We start from the raw sequence: 16145 nt of genomic DNA, 5'->3' as shown, positions 1-16145 counted from the left end.
CCGTAGCTTTGAGTTTCCGAATCAACCGGCCTCGCCGCGCTTCTTTTGTTCGCTCAGCCACTTCGGAGAGTATTTCTTTGCCCATGCCTCGCTGACCTCCCCTCGTATCATTCCCTCAAGGCCGCCGACAACGCCGATTGCGCCGAGGTAAACGTGTACCACGAAGAAGGTTATCATAATCACGAAACTTAGCGAGTGTAGGAGAAAGCTCACCCGCGCAAGACCCTGGGCCGCCGTCGCGGGAGTCCAGATGACGAGGGCGGTGAGGCCGAAGATTATCGTCGTCAGAAGGACGAAGATGCCGAAAATCTTCTGCCCGGTGTTGTACTTGCCCATCGGGGGCACGATCGCCTTCTTGTTGAGGTAGCCGCCCATGACCTTGATCCAGGCTACGTCGTCCTTGTCGAAGCTGATCGAATCCTTCAGGTGGGCCAGCGAAAACCACAGCGCCGTAACGAAGTAGAGAAGGCCGATGTACTTGTGGATCGCTATGGCGTTCTCGCCTCCTCCGAAGAGGTCGAAGAGGAAGGAGAGCTTCTTCTCGAAGAGGCCCAGCCCCGTCACAACGAGGATTATGAAGGTGACCGCTATGGTCCAGTGAATCAGCCTGTCTAGCGCGCTGTATCGCTTGACGTATTTGGTCGCCATTACGCACCTTCCTTTTCTTCTTTATCGAGCTTCTTGGGGCCGATGGCTGCGTAATGGCCGACCGCGCCGCACAGAGCGCCAATCATCGCCACCCAGCCGAGGGGGCGAAGGATATCCTTCCAGAGAGTTACCGAAAGCGGGATGGACGGTCTCGGATCGAGCCCGTAAGCCTCGGGCTTGTCTTCGAGGAGGTAGAGAACCCCTGTTCCGCCGAGAGAATCGGCCCCGTAGACGTATTTGCCGGTGGCCTTCGCGTCCTTCAAAAGGGCGTCCCACTCGCCGAAGCGTATCGCCTTTGGCGGACAGCCCTTGGCGCAGGCGGGCTCCATCCCGTTTAACACGCGCTCGTTGCAAAGGTGGCACTTGGCGACCTTGCGGTCGGCGTCGTACCTGGGGACGTTGAAGGGGCAGGCCCCCTTGCAGTAGTTGCAGCCTATGCACTTTTCCTTGTTTATGACCACCGCTCCGGTTTCGCTTTTGGACAGAGCGCCGGAGGGGCAGACCTTGACGCAGCCGGGGTCGGCGCAGTGCATGCAGCGCTGGCTGAGGAAGTACCAGTCAACGCCGTTTTTGGGCTCCGCGACCTCGATGAAGCGTATCTTGTTGTAATTGTTGTTGCTGAGGTCCGGCGGATTTTCAAAGGATCCGCGGTTTACCGTCGCCTCGGCGGGAAGCTGGTTCCACTGTTTGCAGGTCACCTGGCAGGAACGGCATCCGATGCACCGCGAGGTGTCAATTAGAAGTCCGTATCTCTTCATGGCTCTTACCCTTTCCTTACGTCGACCATGAAGGCCTTGGTTTCAGGGATCATCGTGTTGGCGTCGCCAACCGTGGGCGTCAGGAGGTTCGAGGTGTCTCCCGCGTTGGGGGTCGTCCAGCCGAAACACCACGGCAGCCCCACCTGATGGACTGTGGAATCGCCAATGCGGAAGGGCATCAGTCTGGTGGTGACTATCGCCACGGCGTCTACCTGCCCGCGGACGCTCACCACTTTGACCTTTTCGCCGTTTGCTATGCCTCTTTCCTTCGCGAGCTGCGGGCTCATCTCGACGAACTGCTGGGGCTGCATTTCGAGGAGCCAGGGCGAGTTGCGGGTCATTACGCCCGTCTGCCAGTGCTCCGTGACGCGGTAGGTGGAGCAAAGAAGGGGGAAGCGCGCGTCGCAGGTGGCGAAAACGTCTTCAGCCTTGGACTTGCCGCCTTCCTTGAACCATATCTTGGCGGTGGGGTTGATCCTCTGCTTGCCCATCGGGTTTGCGGCGACGGGACATTCGAGAGCTTCGTAGTGCTCCGGGAAGGGACCGTCGTTGAGGCCGGGGCCGTAGAGGGAGGCGACGCCTTCGCTCTTCATGATGAAGGGGAGGCCGCCCTCCTTCAGGTCGGACATCGGCTTGATCGTAGCCGGGGAGTCGACCACGTCGCCGACCCACTTGGAATCCGTCGCGTTCCAGGCCAGCAGCTTTCTGGAGGGATCGAGCGGCTTGCCGTCGAGGTCCACCGAGGCGCGGTTGTAAAGGATTCTGCGGTTGACCGGCCAGCACCAGGCCCACTTGGGATAGAGGCCGAGACCCGTCGGGTCGTCCTTGCCTCTTCTTGCCATCATGTTGCCCGCGTCGTTGAAGCTGGCGCAGTAGAGCCAGTTACCGGAGCTGGTCATCCCGTCGTCCTGGAGCTTGCCGAAGCCGGGGACCTGCTTGAAGGTGGTGGGCTTGCCGTCCTTGTCGAGGGTCTTCTCGTCGGTGAAGGGGGCCTTTGACTTGCCGTCCTTCGCCCAGTAGGAGCCGTTCAGCTCCTTGGCGACGAGCTTTACGTCGATCGGAACGGCCTTGCCTTCCGAATCCTTGCCCGCGTAGTTCCAGTCGAGGAGGGTGAGCTGCTCGGGAAGGGCGCCGCCCTCCTTCTGATACTTTTCCTTGAGGATGTGGTAGAGCTCGTCGATGATTTCGAGGTCGGCCCTCGATTCGCCGAGCGGCTCCACGGCCTTGTAGCGCCACTGCGCCCAGCGCCCCGAGTTGGCGATGGAGCCTTCCTTCTCGTAGCTCGCCGCGGCGGGAAGGAGGAAGACTTCGGTGTCAACCTTCGCGGGGTCCATGCCGGGGCCCTTCCAGAAACTCGCCGTCTCGTTGTCGAAGATGTTTACGGCAACCATCCAGTCGAGATTTGAGAGGGCCTTTCTTGTCTTGACCGCGTTGGAGGTGCAGCAGGCGGGATTCTGGCCCCAGGCGAAGAAACCCTTTATCTTCTTGTCGTACATGCGGTCGAAGATCATCAGCCAGGAGTAGTTGACGCCCATGTCGGGCTTGGGCATCAGGCTGTACTGAAAGTCGTTGTTCTTCAGGGCGTTCGGGCCGTAGATCGCCTTGAGGTAGCTGGTGATGTACTTGCCGCGGTTGCCCCACCAGTTGACGGACTGGGGCTCCTTGGTCTTGGGCACGTGCTTTTCTTTGTAGGCGTCGAGGGTCTGGAGCTCCGAGGTCGGCATCGGGAGGTAGCCGGGGAGGATATGGAAAAGAAGCCCCTGGTCGGTTGAACCCTGAACGTTGGATTCGCCGCGCATGGCGTTGACGCCGCCGCCCGCGATGCCGATGTTGCCGAGAAGAAGCTGTACTATCGATCCGCCGCGGATGTTCTGGACGCCGGTGGTGGACTGGGTGAGGCCCATCGCGTAGAGAAGGGTTCCCGCCTTGTCGGCCTTGCCGGTGGAAGCGATGACCACGTAAGCCGCCTTGAGCTGCTCCACGGTGGCGCCGGTTACGCTGGACGCGGTCTCGATGGTGTAGCGCGAGTAATGCTTCTTCATCAACTGGAAGACGCAGTTGGGATCGGAGAGAGTCTTGTCTTTCTTGATTATCTCGGTCTTGGGGTCTTTCTGGTAGGCCCAAGTGGCCTTGTCGTACTTTCTGGTCGCGGGGTCGTAACCCGAGAAGAGACCGTCGAGTTCGCCGGGCATCTTTAAATCGGGGTTAACGAGGAAGGCTGCGTTGGTGTAGTTGACGACGTAATCTTTCTGCATAAGGTTGTTTTGCAGAATGTAGTTGATCAGCCCGCCGAAGAAGGCGATGTTCGCGCCCGAACGGACAGGGACGTAATTGTGCGCGTGGGAAGCCGTGCGCGTGAAGCGGGGGTCGATGACTACGAGCTTTGCGCCGCGCTTGTCGATCGCCTCCTGAATCCACTTGTAACTTATCGGATGATTTTCAGCGGGATTGGCCCCGCATACGAGGATAACGTCCGCGTTGCGGATGTCGATCCAGTGGTTCGTCATTGCGCCGCGACCGAAGCTCTCCGCCAGACTGGCGACAGTGGAGCTGTGTCAGAGCCGGGCCTGATGCTCGATGTGGACTACGCCGAGACCGCGGAGGAACTTCTGATAGAGGTAGCACTCCTCGTTGTCCATCGCGGCGCTGCCGACGCTCGCTATTGCGGAGACGCGGTTCACGACGACTTTCTTGTCGCCCTCGGGGGTCTTTAAGACCGAGTTAATCTCGTAGTTGGCGTCGCGGGTGGCCTTGGTGCGCTTCGCTATCTCTTCCAGCGCCCAGCCCCACTCGACTTCCTTCCACTCGCTCGCGCCCTTGCCACGGTAAAGGGGCTTCGTGAGACGCTTGGGGTTCTCGCGAAGCTGCTGGATGGAAGCGCCCTTGGGACAGAGGGTTCCCTGATTGATCGGATGATCGGGATCTCCCTCGATGTTGATTACCTTGCCGTCTTTGGCTTCAACGATGATGCCGCAACCGACTGCGCAGTAAGGGCAGATTGTGGTGGTTTTTTTGGAGCCGTTGGTGCGAAGCGGTTCTTCACCGGCGGCCTGTGCGGACTTGACGCCCGCCGCCCCCAGTGCGCCGGTCGCAATCCCTGCTCCGGAGAGTTTTAGAAAGTCTCTTCTGCTGATACCCATCTACGGGTGCCTCCTTCCATCCTCTTTAACGATGAATCGGCCTTTTTAAATAAAAAAGGGTGATGTCAAGTAAGTCAGTGGTGGTTTTGCAATATGCGTACCTAAAGCGCCGGGCCGCTTTCAAACGAAGCGAATACATAGACGCGGCGCGGATAATTTTTTACCTTGCGCTGGCAAAACTGGTTTCGGCAATCAAATGGGTTTTGAAAGGGCGTGTCAAAATGATACAGCGTCTCATGGCGGTCGCTTCCGCAACCCCTTCCCAGCCACATGCAAAGACTGTTTCCCGTCAGGAAATCTTTCGCCGACGCCGGTACTGCTATCCGCAAAAGGCCGATATTCGGGGGTTTTTGTGAAGGCGGTGGATTTTTTTCAAGCCGTGAATTCTTGGTTTGCGTCAAAAGGAAACGTGTTGTATCCTTTTGACTCACCCAAAAAATTTCACATAAACACTTTTTGGAAACTCACGAAAATGGCTTCGGGACTCATACTGATAGTAGACGACGACGCGGCCTTCGCGGAAACGCTGAGGAAGATACTGGCGACCGCGGGCTACTCCAGCGTCGCCGTGGATACAGGCGCAGAGGCGAAAAAGGCGATAGCCGTAGACCCTTCGGCTTTCGCGCTGGCGATTCTGGACGTAAGGCTTCAGGAGGAGGACGGCCTTTCCATCCTCGAAGAGCTGCGAAGCGACTACGAAAATATTCCCGCCATAATGGTTACCGGCTACGGTTCGGTGCAGACAGCCGTCGAGGCGATGCACCTCGGGGCCTTCGATTTTCTCGAAAAGCCCTTCGGGAGGGAGCGGCTGCTGGGCACCGTGGAGCGGGCGATCGAGCGCTACCGCCTGCTCACCGAAAACAGGCTGCTCAAAAGCCAGATTGAGGCGGGGCGAGACCTTTCAATTATGAATACCCAGTGCCCGGCGTTTTTAAGAGTGCTGGAGATGGCCCGGCACGTCGCCCCAACCGACGCCACGGTGCTTCTGACCGGAGATACGGGGACCGGCAAGGAGAGGGTGGCCAACTACATCTTCGACAACTCCCTGCGCCGAAACGGTCCCTTCATCAGGCTCAACGGCGCCGCTCTCTCGGAGCACCTCCTCGAAGCCCAGCTCTTCGGCCACCGCAAGGGGGCTTTCACCGGGGCGACGCAGTCGCGCAAGGGGCTTTTCGAGGAGGCCAGCGGCGGCACCATCTTCCTCGACGAGATCGGCGAGGTCTCCCCGGGGTTTCAGGTCAAACTTCTGCGGGTGATTCAGGAGCGGGAGTACATCCCCGTCGGCGACACCCGCTCCCGGAAAACAGACGTGCGCGTGATCGCAGCCACCAACCGCGATCTAAAGGAAGCCGTGCGACTGGGCCACTTCCGCGAGGACCTTTACTTTCGCCTGAGCGTCTTTTCCCTCAGCCTTCCCCCTCTCCGCCAGAGGATGGAGGATTTGACCCTCCTTTGCGCGGCCTTTATCGAGCGCGCCCAAAAACGCCTCGGCAAAAACGTCAAGGGACTCTCGATAGAGGCCTTCGAGCTCCTGAACTCCTACGACTGGCCGGGAAACGTGAGAGAACTCGAAAACGTCATCGAGCGCGCCGTCATTCTCTCGAACGGAGAGTGGCTGCGCCCCGCGGACTTCCACATAGGAACGTCCACGAAGGCCGTGGCCGAGTCGGAGATTCTCTGGCCGGAGAGCCCCCTGCCGCTCAGGGAGGTCGAGAAGCATTACATCTCCGAGATGCTGAAACGCCGGAAATGGGCCAAAAGCTCCACGGCGAGGGCTCTGGGCATAAGCCGCAAAACCCTCGACCGGAAGATTACCGAGTTCGGGCTCGCCCCGAGAGAGGCTCAGGGATGAGGTTTTACTGGGAATCGAAACTCCAGAGGCGGCTTTCGATGGCCGTCATCTTCCCTCTCATCTGTTCTCTGGCGGCCTCTATCGTCATGGTCGTCTATCTGGTCCAGAACCTCCTCATAAAGCAGATTCAGCTTAACGTAGCCGACGACCTTCGGAGCGCCCGCGAACTTTACAACTCCCGCATGGAGCACATCGTCGAACTGGTCCGCCTCGGAGCGAACCTCTCCGGGGTTCGCGAGGGAATAGCCGAGGGCGACGCCCAAAAGCTGCTCGCCACCCTCCAGCCGCTTCGGGTGCGGGTAAAAGCCGACATCCTGACGGTGACCGACGCGAAGGGGCGGGTCGTGGCGAGGGCGAGAAATCCCTCCGTCACGGGCGACGACGCGACCGCGCTCGCGCCGGTGCGCTCGGCGCTCCTCGGCGAATCGGCGACCTCCACCGAAATAGTCACCCTGGAGCAACTGAAGATCGAAGGGGGGGACCTCGCGGAACAGGTGAAGATACCCGTACTTCCAACCCCGATGGCGAAGCAGGACGGGGAAACCGTGCTCGAAAAGGGGATGGTCATCATCGCCGCGAGCCCGATAACCGACTACAGCGGGAAGATAATCGGCGCAATCTACGCCGCCGACCTCCTCAACCGGAATTATTCCCTCGTGGACAAGATACGCTCCACCGTCTTCGCGAACACCACCTTCGAGGGGCAGGAGGTCGGCACCGCCACGATATTCCTCGGAGACGTGCGCATCTCCACCAACGTCCCCTCAACCGGCGGACAGCGCGCCATCGGGACGAGGGTCTCGGAAGAGGTAGCCGAGCGCGTCCTCGAAAGGGGCGCCAAGTTCGTCGATCGCGCCTTCGTCGTCAACGACTGGTACCTCTCGGCCTACGAGCCGATAACAGACTCGCGGGACCAGATAATCGGCATCCTCTACGTCGGCATACTCGAAAGGCCTTACAGCGCGCTGGTCTGGCGGTCTCTCGTCGTGGTCGGGATAATACAGCTCATCGGCATTATCGCGGGCTTCGTCGTGCTTTCGCTGGCTCTCTACCGGTGGGTCGGAAAGCCGATAAAGCACCTCTCCGAATCGACGAGGAAGATAGAGACCGGCGACCTCGACCACGAGATACCCATCGAATCCGAGGACGAAATCGGCCAGCTCGCGAGCGACTTCAACGCAATGACCAAATCGCTCCGGGAGCGCGACGAGGCGATAGACCGCCTCACCCGCGGCCTCGAAGACAAGGTCAGCGAAAGGAACCTGGCCCTGGAGACGAGGTACAAGGAGCTCGCCGAGGCCCGCTCCGACCTTCTTTCGATGATGGAAAAGCAAAAGAAGACCAACGTGGAGCTTGAGGAATCCCTCGCCCGGCTGCGCGCCGCGCAGGAGGAGCTTATCCGCTCGGGCAAGCTGGCGGCCCTCGGCGCGATGGCGGCGGGCGTCGCCCACGAGATAAACAACCCCCTCGCCACCGTGCAGGGCAACCTCGACCTTTTGCGCCTCACCCTCGCCGACCGCGAGGACTGCAAGCGGGAGATAGAGCTTATCGCCGAGCAGACCGAGAGGATGCGCAAGATAGTGCGCGACCTTCTGACCTTCTCCCGCGAGGGAAAGGCTTCCCTCCTTCCTCTGGTCATCGACGAGCCGATCCTCGACTCTCTGGAACTCGTAAAGAAAAAGGCCGGGACGCGCAAAGTAGAGATAAAGGTCGATCTGGCCCCGGATCTGCCGCCGGTGCTGGCCGACCGTGACAGGCTCATACAGGTCTTCACCAATCTTTCGATGAACGCGATACAGGCGATGCCGGGAGGTGGAACCCTCACCATCACGACGGGCGTATCGCCCGAAAACAACATGGTCATGGTCTCCTTCGCGGATACCGGTCACGGCATTCCCAGCAAGGACAGGCAGAGCGTCTGGAACCCCTTCTTCACCACGAGAGCGGACGGCACCGGGCTCGGCCTAAGCATCTCCCACGCCATAATCGAGCAGATGGCGGGCCACATAACCCTCTCCTCCCGCGAGGGCGAAGGCACGACTGTGGTCGTGGCCCTGCCGCGAGCCTCCTAGTGCCCCGTGCGGTCAACGGCGGAAAGGCGCCTTTGAAATTCAGAACCGGCGATTGGGCGGCTCTCTTTACCGTGGTTGTTTTCGCCTCGGCTCTCGGCTGGTTCAAGACCGCCGACCCGGATTTCTTTTTTCACCTGAAAATCGGGCAGATAATACTGGATACAACCTCCCTTCCCGACACCAACACCCTTTCCGCCCATTTCGCAGACTATCCCTGGAAAAACCCCTCCTGGCTCTTTCAGGCGATACTGGCCCTCATCTTCAACAAGACGGGCTGGCTGGGCATCTCCCTCCTGAAGATTTCGCTGGCCTCCGCCCTCGGGGCGGTGGTTTACCGAGGATCGAGGGAGGCGGGCGCACCCTCAGCCACGGCGCTGATGATCTCCCTTTTTTCCCTCACGGTAATGCGCTTTGCCTTCACCGAGCGCCCCCACTTTTTCTCCATGATATTTTTCGGGCTTACGGTCCTTCTGGCGGAGAGGCTGAGGAAGGGAGAACGCGGGCTTGTCTTCTGGGCGCTGCCCGTTCTTTTCGTAATCTGGACCAACATCCATTTCATGAACAATTTCGGGCTTTACTACCTCCTGATGGTTCCCCTTGCGGAAGCGTCGCAGGCTCTGGCAGGAAAGAAACCGGTTCCCGAGAGCTCTCGAATACTGTTTCTCGCCTTCGCCGCCTCCTTCCTGGCGTCCTTCGTCAATCCTGAGGGGGTCTATTACCTGGGCTACGTGTGGGGAAGAGACCATCTGGAAGTATCGACCATGTTCAACCTCGGCGACCTCCAGTGGTCTTACCTCGACAGCCATCCTAATTTTTACGGACTGTTGCTGCTGGCGGCGGCGATTTTCACCGTCTCCGGGAAAAACAGGGACTGGCCTGTGGCTGCGGCGGCGTTTTTTTTCATCTGTCTGGGCGTAAGGTACAGGCGCGCCCTGCCCGAAGCGGTAATAATTTCCGCGATACTCCTCGCGAAATCATGGCCGGGTGCAAGCGGGAGAAGGATTTACCGGTATGGGGTCTCGATACTGGGTATTTTGTTCGTTTCATCTACTGTTTTCGCCGTCCGGTACGACGATAACTACCCCTACCGGACCGGCTCCGGGCTTAACGGCGAGATTTACCCGGTTTACGCGGTCGATTTTGTCTCCGAAAACAGGCTCCCCGCTGCTATTTTCAATGAATTCGGTGTAGGAGGCTACGTCGCCTGGAAACTCTACCCGGATTACGGCGTCCTTCAAGACGGCAGAATCCACGCCTACCCTCCCGAATTCCTGAGGGAATTCAACAACGCCTACCTGGAGAAGCGCTGGCCGGAGTTTCTGGACAAATACGGCATAAACACCGGCGTAATCGCCACCAGGTTCGCCCCGATGGTTTTCCCCGAAGACGGGTGGGCGACTGTTTTTTGGGACGGCACATTCTCCGTCCTTTTGAGGAGAAGCGCCGCGACCCCGGAGTTTCTTCAAAAGAACGAGTACCGGTTCCTTAAGCCGGGGACCCCGGGCGTCCCTTCCTCGGACAAAGAGCGGCAGCGGCTCGACTACGAGATCGACAAAAACCTCACCGAGAGCCGGGATCAGAATTGGCGGCTTCTTTGTTATGCCGCCGGCGCTAAACTTGCCCTTGGAAACAGGGAGGAGGCATTGAATATTCTCGACCTTGCCGAATCGGCCTCCCAAAATGAAGCCGTAGCCTGGATAGAGATCGGCAACGGATTTTTAAACGCCGGGGAAAAGGAGAGGGCGAGGCGGGCTTACGAAAAAGCGCTGGAAATCAACCCCGCAGAAGAAGGACTCAAGGAGTTCATGCGAAATATGTGATTTGGGTAGCTTTCACTCTAGTGCAGCCGTTCACAATCGCGGCTTCCTGATATATATTGCTGGTACAAGCGCCGCCCCTTCCGGGGCGGCCGTCATGGCCCTGCTGATTGTTTCCTTCCTTTCCGGGGAGTCTTCCATGCTCAGGCTGATCGACGTTACCAGGGTTTACTCGGGCAAGACCGAGGTCACCGCCCTAAGCGGCGTCTCCTTTCACATTCAGCCGGGGGAAATGGTGGCGGTAATGGGCCCCTCGGGCTCCGGCAAGTCCACCCTTTTGAACCTGATGGGAGGCCTTGACGTTCCCACCTCCGGCTCGGTAATCGTCGCGGGGAAGGACCTCTCGGGTGAGAGCGAAAAAGGGCGCTCCCTCTTTCGCAGAAGCCACGTCTCCTACATCTTCCAGTCCTACCACCTGATGCCGACATTGAACGCCAGCCAGAACGTCGCGCTTCCCCTGCACATAGCGGGAACGTCGCGCGGCGAGATAGACCGGAGAGTATTAAATTCCCTAGATGTCGTGGGACTTCGGGAACGCGCGGCGCACCTTCCCGACGAACTCTCCGGCGGCGAGCGCCAGAGGGTCGCCATAGCCCGCGCCCTGGTGACTGGAGCGCCCCTCCTTCTCGCCGACGAGCCGACCGGCAACCTCGACTCGGCCCGGGGGCTCGAAATCCTGAACCTTCTCCGCGAGATTCACGAAAGACAAAAGACCACCATAGTGATGGTTACCCACGACCAGTGGGCCGCCTGCGCCTGCGAAAGGCTCATCGAGTTTCGCGACGGGAAGGTCGAGGGGGATACCCGGCAATGAGGTTTTTGCTGACCACCCTCTCCTTTTCCTACGCCCGAAGCCACCTCGCCAAGACCCTGCTGACCCTCCTCGCCGTGGCGGTGGGGGTCGCCACCTTCAGCGCTATCCGCACCGCCCACCAGACCCTTACCGACGGAATACGCGCCACGGTGGACCGCATGGCGGGCAAGGCGCACCTCCAGATAACGATGGAGGGCGGCGTGCCGGAGGAGATACAGGAAGCTATACGCGACCTCCCGGGAATCCGCGCCACCGCCCCGGTGATAGAGCAGATAGTGACGCCGGTGAAGGCGGAGCTTGGAAGCGTCCTCGTCCTCGGCGTGGACCTCCTCGGCGACAGGGAGATGCGCGAATACGGCTTCGAGGGTGACGACGCCGACATCGACGACCCCCTGCTCTTCCTCGCCCAGCCCGATTCCATCGTAATAGCCCGTCCTTTGGCGGAAAAGGCGGGGGTAAAACTCGGCGATACCTTCTCCTTCAACACCCCGCTCGGCCCGAAAAACGCCGTGGTGAGAGGGCTTCTGACCCCCAAGGGGTTCGCCGAGGCTTTCGGCGGCAACCTGATCGTCACCGACGTCTATTCCGCGCAGACCCTCTTCGGCAGGGGGAGGAATTTCGACCGCCTCGAAGTCAGGCTCCTGACCGGCGTCTCCCTCGCCGAAGGCACGGCCACCCTCTCGGGAGTTCTCGGCCCCGCCTACCGCGTGGAGACCCCCGACCGCAGGAGCGAAAACCTGGAGCGGATAATCTCCAACTTCATAGCCGGGTTCAATATCTCCAGCATCATCGCCCTCGGCATTGGCACCTTCCTCATCTTCAACGCCTTTCACGTCGCGGTAAACCGGCGGAGGAGGGATATCGGCACCCTGCGCTCCCTCGGGGCGACCCCGAATCAGGTGCTCGCGCTCTTTTTGCTGGAAGCGGTGGTGATAGGCGCTCTCGGCGGGGCGCTGGGCCTCTTTATGGGCTCCTTCGCCTCCCAGTCCTTCCTCGAAATGATGGGAAAGACTACCGAGCAGATCTTCGGGGTGACCGGCTCCGGCAAGGCGACGCTTACCCCTCTCATAGCCTTTCAGGCGCTAGTCATGGGAGTCGCCGCCTCCCTCATCGGAGCCTTCCTTCCCGCCCGCGAAGCGTCGCGCATCGTCGCGGTGGAGGCTTTCGCCAAGGGCGCCTCCGAGGCGAGGGAGCTTTCCCGCCCTCTCCTTCGCATCGCCCTCGGCTTCGCTCTCCTCGCCTTCTCGATGTACGTAGGGATTCTCGCCCCCTTCAGCGCCGACGGAACGACCATCACCTCGCTCATCTTCGGCGCGATGGGGGTGGTCTTTCTGGTCGGCCCCTTCTCAAGGTACCTCCTCCGGGCCATTGCGCCGCTCTATTCGAGGTTCATACCCGTGGCGGGCCAGCTCTCCGCCGACGCCCTCCGGCAAAACCCGCTGCGCACCGGCGGCACGGTTATGGCGACGACTATCTCCCTCGCCTTCGTCCTCGGCCTCGGCGGCCACATGGGCGCTACCAAAGCCTCGACCATCCGCTGGATGGACGACATGCTCACCTCAGACCTCTACGTCCGGGGCTCGGCCAACTGGGCGCGGCCCGATTACCGCTACCCCGCCTCCCTCAAGGAAGAGCTTTTGCGGGTGGAGGGTGTGCGCGCGGTGGAGTCCTTCCGCAACTCCCGCGCCGAGTTTCGGGGCGATACGATCTCTCTGGCCAGCATAGAGATGGGGGCGATGATGGACCGCACTCGTCGGGAATTCGTTGAGGGGGACGAAATATCCATGAGGAGGGGGCTTATCGAGGAGGGGAAATGCTCCGTCTCGGACAACTTCTCGCGCCGCTTCGGCCTCCACCTCGGAGACACTTTCGAGCTTCCCGCCCCCGGCGGGATGGTGCCGCTGACGATAAGCGCCGTGACGAGAGATCTCTCGAACGACCGGGGCGTAGTCTACGTGGACAGGGAGACCTTCCTGAACCACTGGAAGGACGACCGGGTGGACGTCTACGACATAAGCGTCCACCCCGGCGTTGACCCCCACGTAGTCCGCGACGCGATACACAAGCTCCTCGGCGGCCGCCACCCCTCGCTCATCTCCACCCGTCAGGAATTCGTCCGCGAGATTACCCAGGCGGTGGACGCCTTCTTCGCGCTGATACGGGTAACCCTCTTTCTCGCGCTCCTGATCGCCTCCCTCGGCATAGCAAGTTCGCTCCTAATCTCCGTCGCGGAGCGAAGCCGCGAGATAGGAGTCTTGAAGGCTCTCGGCGCGGTGAGCGGGCAGATAACCGCCAGCATCGTCCTCGAAGGGCTTACCCTCGCCTTCACTGGCCTTATTTTCGCGATACCGATAGGGAACCTGATGGCTCTCTTCATGGAAAAGGTGGTCGCCGACCTCTACACCGGCTGGACGATGCCCCACCTCTACCCGTGGGCGCTCCTCGGCTTCACCGTCCTCGCGCTCCCCGCCGTGGCCATAGCCGCCGCCTTCGCCCCCGCCCGGCAGGCGGTATCCCTCGACGTAACGCAGGCGCTGACCTATGAGTAGCCGTAAACAAATCACCTTAGAAGCGGTGCCGGGTCGAGGGGTGGAACCCCTTGAAGTGAAAGGGGTTTGCTGGCAGTTTTTACTGTGACGAGGCAAAAAATGGTCAAAATTAATTTTTTTAAAATGCTCGCCCCGGCGCTGCTCCTCACCCTCCTTCTTCCGGCCTTCTCGATAGCCGGAGAGGAGGAGGCGCGAAAGCTCCTGATCGAATCCGAGGGTCGCCACCGCTCGGCCACCCTCGAATACGGCGGCGAGCTGACCGTCTACACGAAGGAGGGAAAGACCCGCGCGAAGGGGTGGAAATCCTTCCGCGAGGGCTACGCGGGCGACGCCAAAGTGCTGGTGCGCTTCACAAGCCCCCCCGAGGTGAAGGGAGTCTCCTTTCTCTCGCTCTCGCGGGTGGGCAAAAACGCCGACCAGTGGCTCTACCTCCCCTCTATGAAGCGCGAGCGCCGCATCGCCTCGCAGGACCGCGACGCTTCCTTCGTCGGCACCGATTTTTCCTACGAAGACATGGAGGAATTCGACCACCGGCGCTACGAGGTCGATCTTCGGGGCGAAACCGTGCATGACGGCGTTCCCTGCTACCTGATAGAGGCGATACCGGCGGGCAAGGACCAGAAATCGGTCTACGCCAGGCGGATGCTCTACCTCCGGAAGGACATTTTGTACCTCGCGAGGGTCGATCTTTACAAGGAAGGCGACAAGGAGCCCTCCAAGCTCTTCCTCATCTCCGACATAGCCGAGGTCGGTCCTCACTACATGGGGAAAAAGCTCGAAATGTCCGATTTGAAGAAGGGGAGCAGGACGATTGTAATCCTGAAAGACATAGTCTTCGACAAGCCGCAACCGGAAGACCGTTTCACACTGAAAAACCTTAATAGAGAAGGTGGAGATTGACCGGCTTCCTCTTTCAGCGAATGGCTTCGTCGTTTCTCGTGCGCGCTCCTCGCCGTAGTCACGCTACTGTCATCGTCGCGCGCCCTGCGGACTCCTCGCCCTTCACCGAAATAGATTGCCGGAAACGGAAAAAACCAGAATGGAAACTTTTCTCTGCTCTCGCGCTCGCGGCAATCCTGTTGCCGGCAGGAGCCCTTGCCTTTGACCTCTCCGGCTACGGAGAAGCGAAGGGTTTCGCCTTCGCGAAGAGGGAGAGCGGCGAAGACCCGATGTTTCAGGGGTGGGCGACGCTGCTGGTGAAGGGCGAGGAGAAGTTCGGGCCGCTCTACGCGACAGCCTCGGTAAGGGCCGAAAAAATCTCTTCCGAAGAGGGCGAGACCGGCTTCGACATCGACGACAGGGGGCTCCGAAGGGCGAATTTTTCTCTGCGGGAGTTCTGGGCGAGGGTTCCGCTGGGAGATTCCTTCGATTTTCAGGCGGGGCGCTTCGAGCTTGGCTGGGGAAAGACCGACGGCTACTCCCCCGCCGACGCCTTTTTGCCCCGCGACCTGACCGACCCCTTCGCCGACGAGAAAATCCCCCTCTGGGGGGCGCGGCTCACCGGGCAGACGGGCGACCTTCGCACCGAGCTGGTCGCCTGCCCCGTCACCACGCCGTGGAGGCTGCCGGAGATGGGCCGCAGATACGCCCCCCTCGACTTCGACCCGGAAAAAATAATAGAGGAAGAGGAAACGCCGCCAAAGACCGGCTTCGGAGCGCTTCGGCTCCTTCTCACCAGCGGCGACTGGGATCTCGGAGCGTGGGGAAGGTTCGGCGTCCGCCCCGCGCCCCTGCTGAATTTCTCGCTCGTCCCCTCCGCCGACCCGTTCGACCCGAATCTCCTCGTGACCCGCCGCTGGGCGCGCGAAGAGGCGGGCGGGGTGGAGATATCCCGCGTCGCGGGCGCGTGGGTGCTCCGCGCCGAGTCCGCGTATCTGCGCTCGGACGACCCCGGCCTCGGCCACGCGCTGATCTACACCCTTGGAGTCGAAAAGGGGTTCGGCGACTCGACCTTCGTCGCCACCCTCGCCGACAACCTCAAAGACACCCCCGTGGACGCCCCGCTCCTCTATGACCGCGCCTTGCTGCCCGCTCTCATAACCGCGCTGAACCGGACTGAAGAATGGGGGAGCTGGAAAATTGCCTGGACAGCCGGGCTCGCCCACGGCGACGGCCTCCTCAAAGCCGAGATCGGCTACGACCTCACCGATAGCCTGAAAATCACCACCGGGGGAGAGTTACCATACGGTTCATCAGAAGGACCAATGGGGGCACTGAGCAGCGCGAGGAGGGTAAGGCTGGGGTTAAGGTATAGTTTTTAGATAGTAAATGTAGGTCGCTTTGAGCGTAGCGAAAGGCGACAAAACCTTAATCGTCATTCCCGCGAAGGCGGGGTTATCCAGTGGTAGGGTGGGCTCGGCCCGCCAATTTACACCTTGCGAGGCTTTGCCTCGCGCTCCTAGCCACCTTTTGAGTGAGCAAAAGGTGGCCCAAAACTCAGCCCGGACCCGTCGCTCGCGCTTTAAAAAGCGCGACCACTTCGTTCCGGCTGGGCC

Annotated in this window: 10 protein-coding genes; 7 read left to right on the top strand and 3 right to left on the bottom strand. The window is 60.4% G+C overall.

Going from position 1 to position 16145, the window contains the following annotated elements; genetic code table 11:
* Nucleotides 1-21: 21 nt before the first annotated feature.
* From EPN96_11595 to fdnG, 3 genes are read right to left on the bottom strand one after another with little or no spacing between them, the layout of a single operon-like run.
* Complete coding sequence (locus tag EPN96_11595; GenBank protein ID TAL15794.1) at nt 22-648, bottom strand: formate dehydrogenase subunit gamma; 627 nt, start codon at nt 646-648, stop codon at nt 22-24.
* Nucleotides 648-1406 (bottom strand): 4Fe-4S dicluster domain-containing protein, encoded by a 759-nt coding sequence (locus EPN96_11590; GenBank protein ID TAL15793.1) that lies wholly within the window; start codon nt 1404-1406, stop codon nt 648-650. Before EPN96_11590 ends, EPN96_11595 begins: the two co-directional genes overlap by 1 nt.
* A gap of 5 nt (nt 1407-1411) precedes the next feature.
* Complete coding sequence (gene fdnG, locus EPN96_11585; protein ID TAL15792.1) at nt 1412-4546, bottom strand: formate dehydrogenase-N subunit alpha; 3135 nt, start codon at nt 4544-4546, stop codon at nt 1412-1414.
* 196 nt (nt 4547-4742) lie between these two features.
* Between fdnG and EPN96_11580 the strand changes: the two genes are divergently transcribed.
* The 7 genes from EPN96_11580 to EPN96_11550 all read left to right on the top strand — a co-directional run bounded on the left by EPN96_11580 (nt 4743) and on the right by EPN96_11550 (nt 15911).
* A complete protein-coding gene (locus EPN96_11580; GenBank protein TAL15791.1) occupies nt 4743-6398 on the top strand; it encodes a sigma-54-dependent Fis family transcriptional regulator in 1656 nt (551 codons plus the stop codon).
* Nucleotides 6296-8470, top strand: coding sequence for a HAMP domain-containing protein (locus EPN96_11575; protein TAL15790.1), 2175 nt, complete (start codon nt 6296-6298; stop codon nt 8468-8470). The genes EPN96_11580 and EPN96_11575 overlap by 103 nt, the downstream gene beginning before the upstream one ends.
* Before the next feature lie 32 nt (nt 8471-8502).
* The gene (locus EPN96_11570) at nt 8503-10290 is read left to right on the top strand and encodes a hypothetical protein (GenBank protein ID TAL15789.1); all 1788 of its coding nucleotides are present in this window, start codon (nt 8503-8505) and stop codon (nt 10288-10290) included.
* A 136-nt stretch (nt 10291-10426) separates the two neighbouring features.
* Entirely contained in the window at nt 10427-11101 is a 675-nt protein-coding gene (locus EPN96_11565; protein TAL15816.1) for an ABC transporter ATP-binding protein, read from the top strand.
* Complete coding sequence (locus tag EPN96_11560; protein ID TAL15788.1) at nt 11098-13650, top strand: ABC transporter permease; 2553 nt, start codon at nt 11098-11100, stop codon at nt 13648-13650. Before EPN96_11565 ends, EPN96_11560 begins: the two co-directional genes overlap by 4 nt.
* Before the next feature lie 99 nt (nt 13651-13749).
* On the top strand, nt 13750-14550 hold the full coding sequence (locus tag EPN96_11555) for an outer membrane lipoprotein-sorting protein (GenBank protein TAL15787.1): 801 nt from the start codon (nt 13750-13752) through the stop codon (nt 14548-14550).
* Nucleotides 14551-14723: 173 nt separating this feature from the next.
* Nucleotides 14724-15911, top strand: coding sequence for a hypothetical protein (locus EPN96_11550; protein TAL15815.1), 1188 nt, complete (start codon nt 14724-14726; stop codon nt 15909-15911).
* Nucleotides 15912-16145: the final 234 nt, after the last annotated feature.

This window comes from bacterium (assembly GCA_004322275.1).
GTDB lineage: Bacteria > Desulfobacterota > Deferrisomatia > Deferrisomatales > BM512 > SCTA01.
This window is presented reverse-complemented; position numbering and strand designations above follow the sequence as displayed.